Below are 18,897 nucleotides of genomic sequence, written 5' to 3'. Positions count from 1 at the left end.
CCCGGCCCTGCCGACGGGCGGCGTCTTCAATGGGCGAGGGGTCTGACCTGCGTGTCACCCGCCACCAGACGTCCGGCCCGACCGCCCCGCCTCGCGGAGAGGGCCCGGATGAGGGGACACATGCCCGATGTCGCCAGGGAAGGGTACGGACAGCGCGCGGGGCGGTGGGGCATGGACGGTTACCCGCCCAGCATCCCTCCGCCCCGCGCATCCCCCCGGTTTGGTACCTCGCAGGACGCCTCACCACTCGCGGTGATAACGCTGCGTGGTTATAGAGTCACATTCTGCAAGTTACGTGTCAAGCCAAACCCGGAAATGTCTGACTTGCCGGAAAAGGTGGGACTAGTCCTTATATGCCGGCCGCGCCGACAAAGACCTCACCCCGCCCGGAGAAGAGAAGTTCCCCACCGTCCGCCGCGCTGATCGCCGCCCGACCCGGCTCGACCGTGACCTCGCCCGCCGCGTCCCGTACCGCCACCGCGCCGGAGGCACCGAGCACCACCCGTGGGCCGGTCAGCGTCAGCCGGGCCTGCTGGGTCTCCTCGTCCAACCGCACCCGGTGGAGCGAGAAATCCTCGACCGGCACCCGCCAACCGACCACCCCGGGCGCCACCGGCACCGATTGAAGCAACGGATCGTCCAACACCTCGAACCGGAGCACCCGCAGCAACTCGGGCACGTCCACGTGCTTGGGAGTCAACCCGCCCCGCAGCACGTTGTCGCTGGCGGCCATGATCTCCACCCCGGCGCCCCGCAGGTACGCGTGGAGATTGCCGGCCGGCATCCAGATCGCCATCCCCGGCTCCAGCCGGACGTGGTTGAGCAGCAGCGCGACCAGCACACCGGGATCGCCCGGATACCAGCCGGCCAACCCCCTGACCAGTTCCTGTTCGGCAACGTAACCGGGGCCGAGGTCGGTCGTCCTGACCGTCTCCACCAGCGCGGCCCGGTCCACCGCCGGCCAGCTCAGCAACCGCTGCACGGCATCCCGCAGGCCGTCCACCCCGGTGCGCAGGGCCGCCACCACCGGCTTGAGCGCCGGGATGTCGAACGCCTCCAGGACCGCCGCCGAGACCCGTGGGTCCCGGAAACCGCAGAGCGCCTCGAACGGCGCGACCGCCACCAGCATCTCCGGCTTGTGGTACGGATCCACATAGTTGCGGTGTGCGGTCGGCGGCAACGCCTGGTCCGTGGCGTACCCCTGCCTGGCCTGCTCCGGGTCCGGGTGGGCCTGCAACGACAGCGGCGCCTCGGGCGCCAGCAGCTTCATCAGGTACGGCAACCGCCCGTCGAAGCGGGCCAGTACCTCGTCGCCCAGCCAGCGCCCCGGCTCGGCGGCGAGCAGTTCGACCAGGCTCACCCGGGCCTCCCCCTGGCACACCATCGCTGGTGAACCGGGATGGGCGCCGAGCCAGAGTTCCGCCTCCGGCCCGGCGCTGGGTACAGGCCGGCCCTGCAGGCCGGCGATTACCGTACGTGATCCCCAGGCGTAGTCACGAATGGGTCCGTGCAGTGGTTCCACCGTCAGCCTTTCCCGCCCGTTTCGGGAGCGGTCTCCGCTTCCACGCTCTCTGGCCGAGCAGCCCGCCGCGCGCTGTAGATGTCCGGCTCCAGGTAGATCACCCGTGCGATCGGCACCGCCGACCGGATCCGCGACTCGACCGTGTCGATGTCCCGGGCCACGTGCTCCGCCGAAGAGGCCGGCCGGACCGCGATCTTCGCCGCTACCAGCAGCTCCTCGGGGCCGAGGTACAGCGTACGCATGTGGATGATCCGCTCGACCTCGGAGCCCTCGTGCACCGCCCGCTCGATCCGGGCCACGTCCTCCGGGGTGGCCCCCTCGCCGAGCAGCAGGCTCTTGGTCTCGGTCGCCAGGATGACCGCGATGGTCACCAGCAGCAGACCGATCGCCGCCGTGCCGGCCGCGTCCCACCGGCCGTTGCCGGTGACCAGCGTCATCGAGACCCCGACCAGGGCGAAGACCAGACCGAGTAGCGCGCCGAGGTCCTCCAGCAGCACCACCGGCAGCTCGGGCGCCTTGGCCCGACGGACGAACTGCACCCAGGTCGCCTTGCCGCGGATGTGGTTGGACTCGACGATCGCGGTCCGGAACGAGAACGACTCCAGGCTGATCGCGACCAGCAGCACCGCCACCGGAAGCCACTGGTGGTCGTCGATCGGCTCCGGGTGCTGCCACTTGTGGTACGCCTCGTAGAGCGCGAAGAGGCCACCGACGCTGAACAGCACGATCGAGACGATGAAGGCGTAGATGTAACGCTCACGCCCGTACCCGAAGGGGTGTTGCGGGGTCGCACCGCGCTGCGCCCGACGGCCGCCGACCAGCAACAACGCCTGGTTTCCGGTGTCGGCGACCGAGTGGACCGCCTCGGCCAGCATCGACGACGAACCGCTCAGCAGCCACGCCACGAACTTCGTGATCGCGATGCCGAGGTTGGCCAGCAGCGCGGCGATGATCGCCCGCGTTCCACCACCGGCGCTCATGTCCGCGTTCCCTGCTGGTCGCTCTGCCCGTTCACGGGTTGGACAGCTCCTTCATTTCGGTGACCGCCGCCACTGCCATCGGGTCGAGCCCGTGGGCCAGGGCGAGATAAACAGATGCAAAATCGGGTACGGCGATCAGCGAGGCGAGCCGTTCCAGCGCCGAACCGCCCTCGGCGGTGACCACGTCGCAGCGGACCCCGCGCCGCTCGGCGAGGGTCTGCAAGGCGTCGGCGCGCCGCTCCTCCACGGCCAGCGGCTCGTCGCTGTCGTCGTCGGCGTTCAAACCACCGTCGCGCAGCAGCACCACCCGCAGCCGGGTCCAGTCGGACTCGTCCTCCTCGTCGGCGAAGATGTCCCGGGTCGACTCCGCCAGCCCGCCGAAGACCCCGTCGAGCAGCCCCACCCGGCCGCGCCCGGCCTCGCCGAGCGCACCCGCGATCACCGGGTAGCGGGCGTTCGCCGACAGGGTGTCGCCGAACCGCCGGGCGGCGACCGTGGCCAACGGGGACGAGCCCCAGACCACCGGCACCGAGTTGGCCAACCCGAGCGCCAGCGTCTTGGCCGGGTTGACGAACGACTCGGCGGTGGGCCGGCTCCGGTCCGCGTCGGCGTCGAGCCGCGCCGCCGTCTCGGCCAGGTCGGCCTCGTTGACCTTGACCAGCCCGAGCGCCCGGGCGGCGAGCAGAACCGGCACGGTCAGGCCCCAGAGGCTCGCCCGCGCGGGCGCCCGCCGGGGCACCGGGATGAACGGGGCCCGGACCCCCTCGGCCACCGACTGGAGCTGCGAGTCCGGTGCGCCGACCGCGACCAGCCGGGCGCCCCGCCGGGCCGCCGCCTCAGCCGCGCCGAGCGCCTCCGGGCTGCGCCCCGAAGCGCTCACCGCGATCACCACGTCGGCGGCACCCACCCAGCCCGGCACGCCGGCGCTGCGGTGTGCGATGACCGGCACCGGGCAACGCGGTCCGGCGACCGTGGCGAGGATGTCGCCGGTCCGTCCGGCGGTGCCGATGCCCGCGATGACCACCGCACGGGGCCGCCCCTCGTCGGCCAGCACGCCCAGGTTCGCCTCCGCGGCGAGGGCCGCGGACTCGCGTACCTGCGCGCCGGCCGAGGCGGTGAACCGCAGCATCCCGCCCGGGTCCGCCTCGGAGAGCGCCGCCGCGTCATCGAGCAGCCCCTCGTCTGGGACCCGTCGCCCACTCACGCCGGCGTGGGCGTCCATCACTTCTCCTCCTGTGCGGCGCTGCCGCGGGCCTCGTCGAGCAGCAGTACCGGTACGTCGTCGCGGACCTCGAAGATCCGCCGACACTCGGTGCAGGTCAGGGTCTGACCCACCGGGTCGTAGTCGAGCGGGGCGTGGTGTGTGTCCGGGCAGGCGAGAATCTCGAGTAACTGCGGGTCAAGGGCCACGATGCGGCTCCTTCCACGTCATCCGGCGGCCGAGTCGGCGTTCCGGCCGGCGCACGGGATCTTATCGGCGTACCAGGTCGAGCACCTCGTCGCGGAGCGCGATCATCCGGTCCTTGGTCGGGCCCTCCACGTTGAGTCGCAGCAGTGGTTCCGTGTTGGAGGGCCGCAGGTTGATCCAGGCTCCGTCGGGGAAGCGGACGGTCAACCCGTCCAGCTCGTCGGTCTCGGCACCCTGGTAGACCTGCTTGACCTCGGCCAGCTTCGCCGCCTGGTCGGCGACCGTCGAGTTGATCTCGCCGGAGCAGACGTAGCGCTCGTACTTCTCGGCCAGCTCGGAAAGCGGGCGCTCCTGCTCGCCGAGGGCGGCGAGCAGGTGCATCGCGGCGAGCATCCCGGTGTCGGCGAACCAGAAGTCCCGGAAGTAGTAGTGCGCCGAGTGCTCTCCACCGAAGACCGCGTTGGTACGGGCCATGTCGGCCTTGATGAACGAGTGTCCGACCCGGCTGCAGAGCGGTTCGCCACCGTTCTCCCGGATGATCTCCGGTACGGCGCTGGAGGTGATCAGGTTGTGGATGACCGTGGAGCCGGGGTGCTTGGCCAGCTCCCGTACGGCCACCAGGGCGGTGATCGCCGACGGCGAGACCGGCTCGCCCCGCTCGTCGACCACGAAGCAGCGGTCGGCGTCGCCGTCGAAGGCGAGTCCGAGGTCGGCGCCGTGCTCCAGGACCGCCGCCTGCAGGTCGACCAGGTTCGCCGGGTCGAGCGGGTTCGCCTCGTGGTTCGGGAAGTTGCCGTCGAGTTCGAAGTAGAGCGGCACGATGGTCAGCGGCAGCGGCGACAGTACGGTGTCGCCGAGCACCACCGGGACGGTGTAACCACCCATCCCGTTACCGGCGTCGACGACCACCTTGAGCGGGCGGATGCCGCTCAGGTCGACCAGGCCACGCAGGTGGGCCGCGTACTCGGGGAGCAGGTGGAGCTGACGTACGGGCTGCTCCGGCTCGTCCGCGAGTGGCTCGCCCTTGTCCAGGATCGCCTGGGCCCGCTCCCGGATCTCGGCGAGGCCGCTCTCCTGGCCGATCGGGCGGGCACCCGCCCGACACATCTTGATCCCGTTGTAGCGCGCCGGGTTGTGGCTGGCGGTGAACATGGCGCCGGGCAGGTCGAGACTGCCCGAGGCGTAGTAGAGCAGGTCGGTGGAGCCGAGGCCGGCGTCGATGACCGCCATCCCCTCCGAGCGGACACCGGCGGAGAAGGCGGCAGCCAGGCCGGGCGAGCTGTCCCGCATGTCGTGGGCGATCACCACCGTGTTCGGGTCGCCGGTCGCACCGCCGTCCCGGCCCGTCGAACCGTCGCCCGTACCGGCGCGCAGCAGCTGCGCGAAGGCCGCACCCAACGCCTCGGCGACGCGCTCGTTCCACTGTTCGGGGACGGTACCGCGGACGTCGTACGCCTTGACAATTTGGGATAAATCAGACAACGGTCTCGCTCCTCGGTCATACGCCAGCCAACGGCCTGAGCGTATCGGAGCCGGCACCCCGGCCGAGGGTAAGGCGGGTTGCCAGGCAGGGTCCAACAGGCTGCGGGAAATGGGCAAGATCAAGTCAGGCTCCGACCGGACGGCGACAATCCACCCTCGCCGAGGCCGCGGTCAGCGGACCGGACCCCGCCTCAGGGGCGGATCCGGGGCATGATCACCGTCGAGTCGCCGCCCGTGGGCATGACCACGGTGGGATCGGCCCGCCCGGGAATGACCATCGTCGGATCGGCCCGACCCGGAATGATCATCGTCGGATCGGCCCGACCGGGGATGATCATGGTCGGATCGCCACCCGGACCACCTCGGGGCGGGTACGGCGGACGCGGCGTCGCGCCCAGTCCACCACTACCGCCGTCCGGCTCCTCCCGACCACCTCGGGCCCGCCGCAGCAGCAGCACCAGCAGGGCGATCCCGATCGCCACCATGCCGACCCCGACCACCATCACCATGGAACCGATCCCGCCACCGTCGCCGCCGGCGCCGCCCCCGAGCCCGATCTCGGTCGGCGGTGCGACGACGTCGCTCTCGGTCGGCTCCGGCTCGGCGGCCTCCGTGGTCTCCTCCGGCGTCGGGCTCGGCGAGGCCGACCGGGTCCTGGTCGGCGTCGGCGCGCCCTTGGCGCCGTTCACCCTGCGTGTCTCGGCATCCTGCTTGATCAGGTCGCCACCGGCGGTGTAAGCCTCACCGACGATCGTCACCTGGCCGGCCGGCACGTTGGCACCCAGAGCCAACCGGTAGCGGACACTCACACTCTTGCGCTCGCAGAGTTCCGCCTTCTCCGGCGCGGTCCGGCCGCTGTGCAGCGTGCCCTCCCCGGAGACCGAGACCGGCTGCCAGTCCCCGTCCCGGGCGACCAGCAGGCCCACGTCGCTGGCGGAGAGCCCCGCCATCTGGAGCGCGACCGAGGTCCGGACCGACACACAACCCTTGGACCGCTTGGCCACGGTCACGGTGACCGAACCCGGCGAACCCCCGGCGGTGAAGCTGCTGGACGTACTGATCCGGACCGAGTCCTCGTCGTCGGCGAGTGCCGGTGCCGCGCCGGCCACGACCAGGCCGGCCAGGAGCGCGCAAACCGTCGCCAGCCGCGCCGCGCCGCGCCGTACCAACATGATCACCTCGCCGCTTCCGGTTGGGGTACGGCGGACAGGCTACCGCGTACGGGCACGGGCCCTTCTCCCGCGCACGCCGTCACCGGCCCCCGCACGCCCCGATCAGGGCAGTTCCGCGGCCAGGTCGGCCAGCCAGCTCCTCGACTCCGCGCAGCTGAGCGCATCGACACGGAGGTTGTCGAAGACCATCCGGTAGCGGGCCACCCCGGGCTCCTTCTCCACGTAGATGTCACCCGCCTCGTTCTCGACGTAGACCACGTCGCCGTCCACCGGCTCGTCCACCGGACCCTCCCCCTCGGCCCCGTCGGCGAAGCTGAGCAGCAGGAACGGGCCGGTGTTGCAGGCGTACGCGCCCCGGGCGAAGGGCAGCACCTGAAGCTGGACGTTGGGCCGGTCGGCCATCTCCACCAGGTGCCGCAACTGCGGACCCATCACGTCCGGCCCACCCACCTGCCGGCGCAACACCGCCTCGTCGAGAATCGCCCAGAGCCGGACCGGGTCCTGCGGGCGGCTGAGAATCCGCTGCCGGGCGAGCCGTACGACGAGCTTCTCCTCCGTCGAATCGGGGATCTGCTCCAGCAACGTCTTGCGCAGCACGGTGCGGGCGTACTCCTCGGTCTGGAGCAGCCCCGGCAGCACCGACGACTCGAACGTACGCAACTCGGTCGCGTCGTGTTCCAGTGCGATCAGGGTCGAATATTCCCAGGTCAGGCTGTCACTGTGCGCCTGCCACCAGCCCGCCTCCTGGGCCTGGCGGGCGAGCGCGACCAGGCGCTGCCGCTCCGCCCCCTCGACCCGGTAGACGTCGAGCAGCTCGTGCACGGTGCCGGGTGTGATCCGTACCCGGGCGGTCTCGATCCGGCTCACCCGCGACGGTGAGCAACGCACCTCCAGGGCGACCTGCTCCGCCTTGAAACCCGCGGCCTCGCGCAGCTTGCGCAGTTCGCGGCCGAGTTGCCGGCGTCGCACGGTGGGTGGTGATCCGACAACCATTCGGTGCCTCCCTGTCCGATTCCCCGAGGCAGTCTCCCGCACGGCACGTGCTTTGTCAGCAACAGATCGTTGCCTTTCCTCTAGAATCGACGTCCATCACCGTGCGTGGTCACGTCACCGACCCGACCGGGTCGCCGGTCGGCCTTCACCGCCGCCCGCGTCACTCCAGGTCCGAGGAGCGCGTCCGGCCCAGAGCCAACCGGCACAACCGATCCGCCTGGCGGGTGGTCTCCGGCAACCGGTAACGCGGTGTGAGTGCCAGTACCTGGGCGCAGGCGTTGTCCAGGCCCATCCGGTGCCCCACCGACACAAAGACCGGCTTGGTCCCGTCCCGGGTACGCAGGACCCGACCGACCGTCTCCGAGCCGTCCCTGAGCGCGGTCCAGGCGCCCCGCTGTTCGGCCGGCGGATCCCACCGGCCGACCAGCGGGGTCTTGCCCACCCCGATCGCCGGCAACCCGGTGAGCACGCCCAGGTGGCACGCCAGCCCGAACCGACGCGGGTGGGCCAGCCCGTGCCCGTCGCAGACCAGCAGTTCCGGGGTGGTGGTCAGGCGGCCGAGCGCGTCCAGCAACGCGGGCAGCTCGCGGAACGCGAACAGGCCGGGCACGTACGGGAAGGCGGCCCGACCGATGCTCACCGCCGTCTCCAGCACGGCCAGCGTCCGCGCGTCCAGCACGGTCACCGCCGCCGCCAGTCGGTCGCCGTCCTCGGCGTACGCCACGTCGAGGCCGGCGATCGTGCGGGGTTGCGCCGGTCCGGGCCCCACCAGGTCGGCGAGCGGACGCAACCGATCCTGTACGGCCTCCGCCTCGGCGACCGTGCCCGGCCACGCCACATCCGTCATCGGAGCCGTCCCCGTCATCGATTCCACCCCTCCCGCAGCACCACCGTGGTCCGGCGCGACCGTCCCGCGCCGCCACCCGTCACAGTGTCGGGTTGGTCGCGGCCCGGTGCCGTCTGGAGAAGGTTTCCAGGACCGACACAACGGCCAGCAGCAGGGTGCTGACCAGAGGTGCCACGATCGGCGGCAGGAAACCCATGCCCGGCGCGACGACGATCATGAGTATCAACCCGATCCAGAGCGACGGGCAGGCGCTGCCGAACAACTGGTACTCGAAGCGCACCCGGCCCGCCAGGAACAGCGCCGGACCACCGAAGATGACCGCGATCCAGGCGGGGTCGAGCGGCGTCTGCGGGTGGTCGATGACGAGTCGGTAGCCGACCCCCGCGATGATGATGCCGGCCACCATCACCAACAGGGTGTAGCTGGCCGACTGGCTCAATTCGATGGCGCTGCGGGCGCGCGCCAGCGCCGGCGCCAACGAGAGACCGGCGTGGTAGAAGAAGATCCGCCAGAACAGGAGCGTGGTCAGGAACGCCGCCACGAAGACCGTCATCGCGGCCGCGGTGAACGGACGTACGCTGATCTCGATTCCGGTGGCGATGACGGATTCGCCGAGCGCGATGAGCAGAAACTGGCTGTACCGTTCGGCCAGGTGCCCCTCGGCCAGGGTCCATTCCTCGTCCTTCGGCCGGCCGAGAATCGGCGTCGGCCAGCGTAACGCCGGGCCGAGCAGCTCCAGCAGAACAGCCGCCGTCCAGAGCCCGCCACGCACCTCGTCCTCGTTGAAACCGCCAGCGAGCCAGAGCACCGCGGCGAGGACCGACCAGAACAGGATCCGTGCGGTGGCGCCCTGCCGCGGATGACCGCGCAGCGCCCAGAACAGGTACGCCGGGCGACCGACCTGGATCACCACATAGGTACAGACGAAGATCAGTCCACGGTCGCCGAACGCCTGCGGCAGGCAGACAGCGATCAGCAGACTGCCGGCCATGGTCACGATCACGACGAGTTGGATGTCCGGCCGCTGCGGGTCGAACCGGCTGGTCAGCCAGGCGTTCAGGTACCAGACCATCCAGAGGGCGAGCAGCAGCAACAGGGTCTGACCGGCCTCGGAGAGCAGCGCCCGGCGGGCGATGGTGAAGTCGTCGGTCAGCCGCTGGGCGACCCGGGTGATCGCGAAGACGAACACCACGTCGAAGAGGAGCTCCAGGACGGTGACGCGCTCCGTACTCCTGCTGTCGCCGAGTCGACGGGGCGCGAAGGGCGTGGTCACGACCGGTACGGCACAGGGCTGGTCCGGGACTGGCCGCGCAGGTCCACCGGACTCTTGCCGCGTGACTGATCCGGACAGGGCATATCAGCAGTAACGATCGAGCATGTGTCGGGTAACCCGAATGGGCGGCACCCCGTCACCACATTGGCGAAGGCTAACCGTCGGTATCGCCAGCCGTACCGGCTGACGCGAAGCCGCATGGTCCGGTAGTTTCGCGAACGACGTCCGGCTGAGCAGGAACGGGGAGACTTGCACATGATCAGCCGCCAGGAAGCAGAGGGAATTGCCGATACCTGGGCCCGGCGGGAAACGCTGCGGCGCGGTTACCAGTGCACTCCGATGCTCGACGAATTCGATATCGGCTACGTGATCTGGACCAGTCCACCGACACAGGATTCCACTGTGGCTGGTGCTGGACCGACGACCATCATCGACAAGGAGACCGGCGAGGTCTCGAGCTGGCCGGGACTTCCACCGGACGTGGTACGCGAGATGTACCGCACCGACCGCCTGGGACGGAGCCGGCGCCCCAGGACCGTGGAGACGGCGGTCGAGTTGCGTCGGGCCACCCGGCGGCAGCCGACACCCGGCGCCACCGCACACCTGACCGTGCAGCACGACCTGCACATCGGGCACGCGGCAAAGGGCGACCTCGAACTGCGGCACCACCCGCTGGTCCGCGACCACCTGGCCGGCCTGCCGACCGGGCACCTGGTGCGCGGCGGTGACCGGCACGCCGAACTGGTGGTCGTCTCGGACGTGCTGCACGAGTACGACCGCAGGCGCGCCGCGCTCGGCCAGCCACCGCTGACCCAGGAGACGGCCCGGGAACTATTCGGCAGCGCCCAACTGGAGCTGTTCCGGGTGAGGGAGCCGGGCGACCCGGCCGGCGGCACCGCCGAGCGCCCATGCGACTCGTGCGTACGGATTCTCGTCCACTTCGGACTGCTGCCCTGGTCGCACCTGGCCTTCGCCGAGGAGTGGCATCCGCCGGCGCAACCCGTCCCGGACCCGGACCGGTTCCCGCCCGAGGTCGCGTACGCGCTGGTCGACGGGGGCTGGCGGCCCGGTTTCGGGGATCGACTGCTGGCCGGTGAGGCGATCAGCAAGGTGTGCGCCGTGACCGGAAGGCAGCACCGGCACCAGAGCTTCGAGGCGGCCGAGCGGGCCTTGACCGCCTTTCCCGGCCTGGTGTGCGGCCGGCGCGGTCCCGGGGAACACGTGTGGATCCGACGGTTCGAGATCAACCCGGCCGGGGCCGCGCACAGTGCGGACAGCCTGGCCGACTTCGGCACCCTGATCGGCGTGCGGCTCTTCCCGATCGGCACCGAGGGCGGCGACAGCATCCTCGCCGTGGACGAGCAGGGTCGGGTCTTCGCGCTCGACGAGGCCGGTGAGTGGTTCCTCGGTACGGCGATCGACGTCGCCCTGACCAACCTGCTGCTGGGCCGGCCGGCGCCCCGGGTACGCGACGACGGCACCTGGTGACAGCCGGTGCCCTACCGGCGGCCCGGGCTCGTCCGGCCGCCGCTCAGCCGCGGATGGACAGCTCCACCTCGCGGTACCGCTCGACCGGGTGCAACCGCACCCCGCCGGGCGACGTCATGGCGTGCAGCAGCGCCGAAGCGGCCGGGTCGTCCGGGACCCCGCCCTCGGTCGCCTCGAAGTACTCGACCATGAACTGACTCAGTGGCTCGCCCGCCACCGTGTCGGCGCCACCGGCGCCCTGGAACTCGGTGTCCGCGTGCAGGACCAGCAGCAGGAGGTCGGGCACCCGGGACAGCCCCGGGGCGAGCGCCGGCTGGAAGTAGGGCAGCTCCAACAGGCGCGCCCCGTGCCGCCCGTAGAACCTCAGCCGGGCGACCGGGTCGCCGTACGCCTCGCTGCCCGAGCGTCCGACCGGACTCTCCACCTCGGCCAGGACGAGACACGGGCGGTGCCGTGCCGGCCAGGTCTCGACGGCACCGGTGTAGAGGAGCCGGCCGACGCCGCCGCCCCGGGTGTCGGCGGCGACCGCCAGGTAACTGAGCAGCATCACCCGGCTCGCCGGAGACCACTCCCCCACGACACCGCCGAGCACCCGGCCGTCATCGTCGACGGCCGCCGTGACGACCACCAGCCCGGTCTCGATCTGCTCGCGGAGGTCTGCCAGGGAGACCAGCTGGTCCGGCGGGAACGAGGTCGCCAGCACCTCCCGGTGCAACGCCTCCAACAGGGGTCCGCCGGTGAGGTCTACCAACTTCATTTCCGTGTCCCTCCGACCGAGTCCGTGGTTCGCTTCCGGCGCCCACGTGATCCGGACACGGTATCCCGTTGGAAGTGGTGCAGGCCCCAACCCACAAGTACGGCGAGCACGACCACCACCGCGACCAGCCCGGCCGCGCTCAGCCGTTGGACCTGGTAACCAGCCTGGATGATCTGCATGAGGCCGGAGATACCGACAGTGGCGGTCGCGATCGACAGCACGTCCTGCCAGTGCCGGGTTGCCCGTTCCCGGCGCTGCTGCAGCTCCCGCTCGGCCGACGCGGCGGCGGCATCCCGCTCCTGCTGCGCGCGGGCCCGCGCGTCGTTGCGCTCCCGCTGACGGCGGACGGAGGCGTCGACCAGCGCCCCGATCCGGTCCCCGAGCACGTTGTCGATCATGCCCTCGAAGTCGCTGCGCAGGGCGTCGAACTTCGCCGCGACCAGGAGCTGGTCGATGGTGGACCGCGCCACCGGTGACATCACCAGCGACGGCGCGGTCACGAACATCAGACTGAGTCGACTCGCCATGACGAACTGGTGCAGGCGAAGTTGCTGGGCCTCCAGCCGGGCCTGCATCTCGCCGAGTTCCCGGGTGACGCGCTCGTACTCGGCCGGGTCGACCCCGGTCGGGTCGGGTGCGGCGTCGTGCCGCTCCAACCGCTCGATCATCGCCGCGAGCTGCACCATCACCTGGTCGTAGTGGTCCGCGATCTGGTCCTGCCAACCGGCGAACATGCCCTCGAGCGTGGCGACGAACTCAGCCGCCTCCAGCACCATGTTCACCCCGTAGTCGGGGGTGCCGGGCAGGACCATCAGGGTGGTGTTGCAGGTTCGCAGCAGCAGGTCCCCGATGAAACCCGGAGCGTCCACTTTGGGTAGCGTGTCAATTTCGACCGGATAACGCAGCCACTCGGCGAGCGAACTGATGCCGTTGCGGACCGGGTGCACGAGCGTCTGCGCGCCGACCGCGGTCGCGGCGTCCAACGCGATCGCGACCGGCACCGGCTCCCCGCCGACCGGCGAGACCAGCGATCCCCGCTCCACCGAGAGCATCACGTGGTACATACCGGGCCGGCCGCTGCGGCGTACCGCCAGCCCCGAATGCTCGGCGAGCTGGCCGGTGACGTCCCGGACCACATCGACGGCGAAGTCACTCAGCCGGGACCAGAGCTGCGTCGGCCGCGCGTCGACGGCGGGTTGCAGCGGCGTACCGAGCTGGACGAGATCGCCGAACTCCGGCGCGGCCCGGGTCATCGCCGCGTAGACCTGGGGCGGGGTGGCGCCCGACAACTGGCACTCCACCCGCAGGTAGTGGTTGCCCAGCTCGGAGAGGCGCAGCTCGACCTGGAGCAGCACCGGCTCGACGTTGACCCGGTCGACGTCGGCGAACTCCAGGTCCGGCAGGCGGACCGCCATCCCCCGGTACTGACGCCCGAGCGGGTCGTCTCCCTTCCAGGTGTCGTCCAGCAGCAGGTCCTGCTCAACCACGGCCTGCGGGTGGTCGGCGACCGACCATCCCGCCACCGTCCACTGCTGCGCCGTACGGCGGGCGACCGCGACGAGACGCTCGGCGAAGGTCGCGCCGTCCCGCGTCGCCACGTCCGGTCCGGGGTCGGCCCGACCCGCGCGGGACTCCTGGTACAACCCGAAGGGGTACAGGTAGACGACCTTCGCGTGTTCGAGTCGGATCCAGGGTTGCTCGGCTGCCTCGGCGAGCACCTCCAGGTTGTAGCGGTGGGACCGGAGTTCGCTGCGCGAGCAGGCGTCCGGGAAGCTCTCCTCGGCGAGGCGCAGGGTCCGTACGGCACCGTCGAGGTCGCTTCCCCCGTACGCGAAATGGTCGTGCACCGCGAGCGCGGCCCGGCTCACCGCGAGGTAGTAGGTCTCGTCCTCGCGGGTGTCGACCGCGACGTAGGCCGCGCTTGCCGACGCGTCGGCCGTCTCCGCCGCGTCGGCGACCCGACCGGCGAGCGCGGCGGTCTCGGCGGCCAGCCGTGCCCACTCGGCCAGGCTGGCGCAGGACGCGGCGTTGAGCGTGCCCATCTCGCTGACGAGTACGGCGAGCTGGTCCAGGGCGAGCCGGGTCGGTTCCGGGTCGGCGAGTTGGCCGGCCGCGACCAGGTCCGCGCCGTAACGACGGGCGTGCTGGAGCACGGCCAGGATCAGGTCGACGTCCCAGGCGACCTCCCATGCCTGGTCACACTGGTATTTGAGGTAGAAGAGCAGCAGTGGCGTCGCCCCCGGCACCAGCGCCGCGGCGGAGAGGGTCCGTTCGACGCCGTCGAGCACCCGCTGCCTTGCGGCGTCGTCGTGCTCCTCGGCGTTCCAGAACACCAGTCCGTCCAGGAGTCGCAGGTCGGTCTCGACTCCCGCGCCGGGCGCGGGGGCGAGGTGCTCACCGAGCCACTGGCGTAACGGCCGGGCGTCACCCTCGACGAGGGCGTCCAGCAATTCGGTGTACGTGTCAGAGGCAGCAACCATGTCGACTCCACGGGTGACGATGCGCAGCGGCTCCCCGCACTATCCCCTGTGGAGGCGAACACCGTGGTCCCGCTGGAGGCGAACGGCGCGACGGTCGACCGGGATGTCCGGCTTCGTGGTGGTGAGGCCCCGGCCGGCGGTGGTGATGCCCACCCTGGCCCGGTTGCCCGGTTGGTCTATTTAGCGGGCGGAATGACCCGAAGATGGCCGCGACGGCCGGTCTGCTGCCCCGGCGGCAGATCGATGTCGATCTCGTCCTGCCGCTGCACCGGGCGGGCCGCCTCGCGTACGGCCTCGGCGAGTGCGACCAGGTCGTCGGTGGTGGGCGGCGGCGGTTCGAACTCACCCTCGTGCCGGACCACGTCCCAGCCCCGGGGGGCGGTCAGACTACGGGCGTGCGGCTCACAGAGGTCGTAGGTGTGCGGCTCGGCGAAGGCGGCCAGCGGACCAACCACGGCGGTCGACTCGTTGTAGACATAGGTCAGCGTGGCGACGGCCTGACGGGGGCAGCCGTTACGCGAGCAACGCCGTGGTGACCTCACGGCGGCACGGTATCTCTCTTACCGCCTTCAACACACCGCTTGCCGGTACGACACGCCGATCGTCCTGGCCACAATTCGGGCAACCGCCCGTCGGCGTCCCGATCCCCGCGCCGACACGGGCCCAGCCGCGCTCCGGGATCCGGCCAACCGGGGTCTACCCTGTGCACATGACCAGTCCGGACCATCGCCGCCCGGGACCCGGACACCGTACCCGCCGGGACCGCCACGGCCGCGGCCTGCGCGGTCGGCTGGTGCCGGCGACGGTGCCGCTGGCGCGTACCAAGGCCGAGATCTTCGACGATCTTGTGCTCGACACGGTGGAGACCCTGGAACGCCGCTTCGCCAAGGAACTGGCGGGCGTGGAGTTCGCCGTCGAGGACGTGCCGCCGGATCTGAACGTCTACGACACCGACGTGCTGGAGGACGGCGAGGTGCCGTTGGCCCGACTGCTGCCCGGCCGGCCGGGTCGGCAGGAGGTGCCGCCCCGGATCGTGCTCTACCGCCGGCCGTTGGAGTTCCGGGCGATGGACCGGGAGGACCTGGCCGACCTGGTCCATGACGTGATCATCGAACAGGTGGCGAACCTGCTCGGCGTCGATCCCGACGAACTGGCCTGAGCCGGGCGGCCCCCACCGCCCGGCCGGCGTGCGTCAGGCGACCCTGCGCTTGAGCTTGCGGCGCTCCCGTTCCGAGAGTCCGCCCCAGATGCCGAACCGTTCGTCGTGCCCGAGCGCGTATTCCAGGCATTCGGCCTTGACCTCGCAGCGCGAGCAGATCCGCTTTGCCTCACGGGTCGAGCCGCCCTTCTCGGGAAAAAACGCCTCCGGGTCAGTCTGCGAGCAGAGCGCTCGCTCCTGCCACTCCGGCGCATTCCCGAGCAGGTCGGCCACCTCGAGTCGGCCGTCCATCAGATGCCTCCTTGATCGCGCGCCGGCAACAAGGCCGGCGCAACCCCCCACGCGGAAGGCGTGTTTTTGTCCGTACGGTGGCAGTTTGATGCGCTCCGTTCGAACGACCCCACCGAAATTACACGGGTGTAATGCGTGCGTCGTCAAGCCGAACCTGATAAATGGGGCCACCCTCCCGGTACGTCCTCGACGACTCTCGGAGCCGTCCGGTGTCGCCGCCTGCCCTACCGATTGAGACCAGCCAGGAGTAACGCCTCATCGGCGAGTTGCTATCGAAATCCGGCGTGGCGCGACCAGACACGCCAGCAAGGCGGCCGGCGTGTCCCGCGAACTGTCGGATATCCAACCCTGGATCTGGTACGCCGAACGGCACGCTCCCGGCCATGATCACCCGAACCCACGGCCGTCGGCGGTCCCACCGACGGCACCGCTGGCACGTCCGGTCGGATCAGCCGGCGTGCCCGTAGGCGGTGGTACGTCGACGCGCCGGACGACCGGCCGCCACCGCGATCGCCTCCAACTGCGCCACCGTACGGGCCGAGCCGTTGTCGGAGCCGGCCATCCGGGAGATCGTCTCCTCCATCAGGGTGCCGCCGAGGTCGTTGCAACCGCCCCGGAGCATCTCCACCGTGCCCTCGTCGCCGAGCTTGACCCAGGAGCACTGGATGTTGTCGATCCGCCCGTGCAGCAGCAGTCGGGCCATCGCGTGCACGACCCGGTTCTCCCGCCAGGTCGGGCCGGGACGGGCGATACCGGCCAGGTAGATCGGGGCGTTGGTGTGCACGAACGGCAACGCCACGAACTCGGTGAACCCACCGGTGCGGTCCTGCACCCCGGCAAGCACCCGGAAGTGGCCGAGCCACTGCCCCGGGTGGTCGACGTGGCCGTACATCATCGTGGAACTGGACCGGATCCCCAGCTCGTGCGCGGTGCTCACCACCTCGACCCAGGTCGCGGCCGGCAGTTTGCCCTTGGTGAGCACCCAGCGCACGTCGTCGTCGAGGATCTCCGCCGCGGTACCCGGAATGGTGTCCAGCCCGGCGTCGCGCAGTTCGGTGAGCCAGTCCCGCACCGACACGCCCGCCTTCGCCGCGGCCGTCACGATCTCCATCGGCGAGTACGCGTGCACGTGCATACCGGGAACCCGCGCCTTCACCGCCCGGACGATGTCCGCGTACACGGTGACCGGCAGCTTCGGATCGATGCCGCCCTGCATGCAGACCTCGGTGGCACCGGCCCGCCACGCCTCTTCGGCCCGGTCGGCGACCTGCTCCACGGAGAGCCGGAACGCGTCCGCGTCCCGCTCCCGCTGGGCGAAGGCACAGAACCGGCAGCCGACATAGCAGACGTTGCTGAAGTTGATGTTGCGGTTGACCACGTAGGTGACGTCGTCACCGACGGCCGAGCGTCGCGCGTCGTCGGCCAGACGGCACAACTCGTCCAGGGCCGGGCCGTCGGCGGCGAAGAGCGCCAACGCCGCGTCGGTGTGCCGAGGCTCCAGCAGGGCCGCCGGGTCGTCCGCCGCCAGCCGCAGCCCGGCCAGCAGATCCGCCGAGGTCCGGGACACGGCCCCGGTCCCGACGGGCGGCTGCGAGCTCTCGCCGGTCGTCCGGTCCTCCGCCCCGCCGCCGCCCTGCGCCAACGCTGCCGCGCCCGCGCTGACCTGCTCGGCAAGCTGTGCCCAGTCGCCGTACACGCTGTCGAAGTCGCCCCGACGGTCGCCGGTCCGGCCGGTGGTGTCGATGGTGGCGTGGAGATCCACCCGACCGCCCGGGACAAACGCGTCCTCCGGCTCCTGCCACGGCCGCCCCACCGGAACCGCCGACTCGACCGCGAGCCCGGTCGCCGGTTCGGCGAGTGCCCGCACGTGCGGGTCGAGCCGGGGGTCGAGCCACGGGTCGCCCCGGCGGACGTACTCGGGGTAGATGGTGAGCCGCTCACGCAGGGTGAAACCGGCGGCGGCGGAGTGCTCGGCCAGCTCGTCGATCTGCGGCCAGGGGCGCTCCGGATTGACGTGGTCGGGAGTCACCGGTGACACCCCACCCCAGTCGTCGATGCCCGCGCGCAGCAACAGTTCGAACTCGCCGGCGATCAGGTTCGGCGGCGCCTGGATGCGGGCGCCGGGACCGAGCAGCACCCGGGCCACCGCCACCGTCGCCGCCAGGTCGTGCAGCTCGGCGTCGGGCATGCCGCGCATCGCCGTGTCCGGCTTGGCGCGGAAGTTCTGCACGATGACTTCCTGGATGTGCCCGTACTCGCGGTCGCTGCGGCGGATCGCGAAGAGCGCGTCGACCCGCTCGGCCGGGGTCTCCCCGATGCCGATCAGGATGCCGGTGGTGAACGGCACGCCCACCCGGCCGGCGTCGTCGAGCACCCGCAGTCGTACCGCCGGCTCCTTGTCGGGCGAGCCGAAGTGCGGGCCGCCCGGCTCCGACCAGAGCCGGGTCGCGGTCGTCTCCAGCATCATGCCCATGCTCGGTGCCACCGGCTTGAGTCGCTGCAGTTCCCCCCAGGAGAGCACCCCGGGGTTCAGGTGCGGCAGCAGCCCGGTCTCCTCCAGCACCGCCACCGCGCAGGCGCGTACGTAGTCGAGTGTGGAGTCGTATCCCCGCTCGTCCAACCACTGACGGGCCGCCGGCCAGCGCTCCTCCGGACGGTCGCCGAGCGTGAACAGCGCCTCCTTGCAGCCCTGCGCCGCGCCCTCGCGGGCGATCGCCAGCACCTCGTCGCGGTCCAGGTAGGCGGCCGGAAGCCGGTGCGGCACGGTGGCGAAGGTGCAGTAGTGGCAGCGGTCCCGGCAGAGCCGGGTCAGCGGGATGAAAACCTTCTTGGAGAAGGTGACCAACCCGGGGCGGCCGGCGTCGCGCAAGCCGGCGTCCCGGATCGTCCCGGCGACCGCCAGCAACTCGTCGAGCAGCTCGCCGCGGGCGCTGAGCAGCGCGACCGCCTCGTCGGTGTCCACAGCCCGGCCGTCTGCGGCACGCCGCAGTGCCCGGCGAAGGCTCGCCTCTGTCGGTCCGGAGTCGGTGCGATCAGCCACCTGTG

The 18,897-nt window shown here is 71.0% G+C and carries 16 protein-coding genes; 2 read left to right on the top strand and 14 right to left on the bottom strand.

Annotation, left to right across the window (positions count from 1 at the left end):
- Positions 1-349 precede the first annotated feature (349 nt).
- From manA to BDK92_RS23315, 9 genes are all read right to left on the bottom strand, one after another.
- Positions 350-1,522 carry a mannose-6-phosphate isomerase, class I gene (manA, locus tag BDK92_RS23355; RefSeq protein ID WP_121158624.1) on the bottom strand — a complete coding sequence of 391 codons (1,173 nt, stop codon included), beginning with the start codon at positions 1,520-1,522 and terminating at the stop codon, positions 350-352.
- Between the two features lie 2 nt (positions 1,523-1,524).
- Positions 1,525-2,502, bottom strand: coding sequence for a cation diffusion facilitator family transporter (locus BDK92_RS23350; RefSeq protein ID WP_121158623.1), 978 nt, complete (start codon positions 2,500-2,502; stop codon positions 1,525-1,527).
- 31 nt (positions 2,503-2,533) lie between these two features.
- The gene (locus tag BDK92_RS23345; protein ID WP_121158622.1) at positions 2,534-3,727 is read right to left on the bottom strand and encodes an SIS domain-containing protein; all 1,194 of its coding nucleotides are present in this window, start codon (positions 3,725-3,727) and stop codon (positions 2,534-2,536) included.
- Positions 3,724-3,912: a Trm112 family protein gene (locus BDK92_RS23340; protein ID WP_121158621.1), complete on the bottom strand. Its 189-nt coding sequence runs from the start codon at positions 3,910-3,912 to the stop codon at positions 3,724-3,726. The genes BDK92_RS23345 and BDK92_RS23340 overlap by 4 nt, the downstream gene beginning before the upstream one ends.
- Positions 3,913-3,973: 61 nt before the next feature.
- Positions 3,974-5,392, bottom strand: a complete 1,419-nt coding sequence (locus BDK92_RS23335; RefSeq protein WP_121158620.1) for a phosphomannomutase/phosphoglucomutase — start codon at positions 5,390-5,392, stop codon at positions 3,974-3,976.
- Positions 5,393-5,583: 191 nt separating this feature from the next.
- Complete coding sequence (locus BDK92_RS23330; protein ID WP_147457091.1) at positions 5,584-6,564, bottom strand: hypothetical protein; 981 nt, start codon at positions 6,562-6,564, stop codon at positions 5,584-5,586.
- A gap of 102 nt (positions 6,565-6,666) precedes the next feature.
- Positions 6,667-7,557: a helix-turn-helix domain-containing protein gene (locus BDK92_RS23325; RefSeq protein WP_121158618.1), complete on the bottom strand. Its 891-nt coding sequence runs from the start codon at positions 7,555-7,557 to the stop codon at positions 6,667-6,669.
- Between the two features lie 160 nt (positions 7,558-7,717).
- On the bottom strand, positions 7,718-8,404 hold the full coding sequence (gene nfi / locus BDK92_RS23320) for a deoxyribonuclease V (RefSeq protein ID WP_211349341.1): 687 nt from the start codon (positions 8,402-8,404) through the stop codon (positions 7,718-7,720).
- 79 nt (positions 8,405-8,483) lie between these two features.
- Positions 8,484-9,677, bottom strand: a complete 1,194-nt coding sequence (locus BDK92_RS23315) for a low temperature requirement protein A (RefSeq protein ID WP_170208659.1) — start codon at positions 9,675-9,677, stop codon at positions 8,484-8,486.
- Positions 9,678-10,079: 402 nt separating this feature from the next.
- Here BDK92_RS23315 and BDK92_RS23310 point away from each other — a divergent pair, with 402 nt between their 5' ends.
- The gene (locus BDK92_RS23310) at positions 10,080-11,165 is read left to right on the top strand and encodes an SUKH-3 domain-containing protein (protein ID WP_246017208.1); all 1,086 of its coding nucleotides are present in this window, start codon (positions 10,080-10,082) and stop codon (positions 11,163-11,165) included.
- Between the two features lie 43 nt (positions 11,166-11,208).
- Here the strand turns inward: BDK92_RS23310 and BDK92_RS23305 are convergent, their stop codons facing one another.
- From BDK92_RS23305 to BDK92_RS23295, 3 genes are all read right to left on the bottom strand, one after another.
- A complete protein-coding gene (locus BDK92_RS23305) occupies positions 11,209-11,922 on the bottom strand; it encodes a GNAT family N-acetyltransferase (RefSeq protein ID WP_211349340.1) in 714 nt (237 codons plus the stop codon).
- Positions 11,919-14,402 carry a F0F1 ATP synthase subunit B family protein gene (locus BDK92_RS23300; protein WP_121158615.1) on the bottom strand — a complete coding sequence of 828 codons (2,484 nt, stop codon included), beginning with the start codon at positions 14,400-14,402 and terminating at the stop codon, positions 11,919-11,921. Before BDK92_RS23300 ends, BDK92_RS23305 begins: the two co-directional genes overlap by 4 nt.
- Before the next feature lie 176 nt (positions 14,403-14,578).
- A complete protein-coding gene (locus BDK92_RS23295) occupies positions 14,579-14,944 on the bottom strand; it encodes a DUF3499 domain-containing protein (RefSeq protein ID WP_121158614.1) in 366 nt (121 codons plus the stop codon).
- A gap of 167 nt (positions 14,945-15,111) precedes the next feature.
- On the opposite strand from BDK92_RS23295, the gene BDK92_RS23290 reads away from it, so the two are divergent.
- On the top strand, positions 15,112-15,561 hold the full coding sequence (locus BDK92_RS23290; protein ID WP_121158613.1) for a metallopeptidase family protein: 450 nt from the start codon (positions 15,112-15,114) through the stop codon (positions 15,559-15,561).
- A gap of 33 nt (positions 15,562-15,594) precedes the next feature.
- Here BDK92_RS23290 and BDK92_RS23285 read toward each other — a convergent pair whose 3' ends face one another.
- Both BDK92_RS23285 and BDK92_RS23280 read right to left on the bottom strand, forming a co-directional pair.
- Entirely contained in the window at positions 15,595-15,852 is a 258-nt protein-coding gene (locus tag BDK92_RS23285; protein WP_101367926.1) for a WhiB family transcriptional regulator, read from the bottom strand.
- Between the two features lie 448 nt (positions 15,853-16,300).
- Entirely contained in the window at positions 16,301-18,892 is a 2,592-nt protein-coding gene (locus tag BDK92_RS23280) for a bifunctional FO biosynthesis protein CofGH (protein ID WP_121158612.1), read from the bottom strand.
- Between the last annotated feature and the right edge of the window lie 5 nt (positions 18,893-18,897).

It is taken from the genome of Micromonospora pisi, from assembly GCF_003633685.1.
Lineage (GTDB): Bacteria > Actinomycetota > Actinomycetes > Mycobacteriales > Micromonosporaceae > Micromonospora_G > Micromonospora_G pisi.
The sequence above is the reverse complement of the archived record's forward strand: the minus strand, read 5'-3'. Positions and strand labels throughout refer to the sequence as shown.

Excerpts from the sequence above, each read along its gene's own strand:
- nfi (WP_211349341.1), bottom strand. The coding sequence starts at position 8,404 with ATGACGGATGTGGCGTGGCCGGGCACGGTCGCCGAGGCGGAGGCCGTA.
- BDK92_RS23285 (WP_101367926.1), bottom strand. The coding sequence starts at position 15,852 with ATGGACGGCCGACTCGAGGTGGCCGACCTGCTCGGGAATGCGCCGGAG.
- BDK92_RS23300 (WP_121158615.1), bottom strand. The coding sequence starts at position 14,402 with ATGGTTGCTGCCTCTGACACGTACACCGAATTGCTGGACGCCCTCGTC.
- BDK92_RS23350 (WP_121158623.1), bottom strand. The coding sequence starts at position 2,502 with ATGAGCGCCGGTGGTGGAACGCGGGCGATCATCGCCGCGCTGCTGGCC.
- BDK92_RS23305 (WP_211349340.1), bottom strand. The coding sequence starts at position 11,922 with ATGAAGTTGGTAGACCTCACCGGCGGACCCCTGTTGGAGGCGTTGCAC.
- BDK92_RS23330 (WP_147457091.1), bottom strand. The coding sequence starts at position 6,564 with ATGTTGGTACGGCGCGGCGCGGCGCGGCTGGCGACGGTTTGCGCGCTC.
- BDK92_RS23325 (WP_121158618.1), bottom strand. The coding sequence starts at position 7,557 with ATGGTTGTCGGATCACCACCCACCGTGCGACGCCGGCAACTCGGCCGC.
- BDK92_RS23290 (WP_121158613.1), top strand. The coding sequence starts at position 15,112 with ATGACCAGTCCGGACCATCGCCGCCCGGGACCCGGACACCGTACCCGC.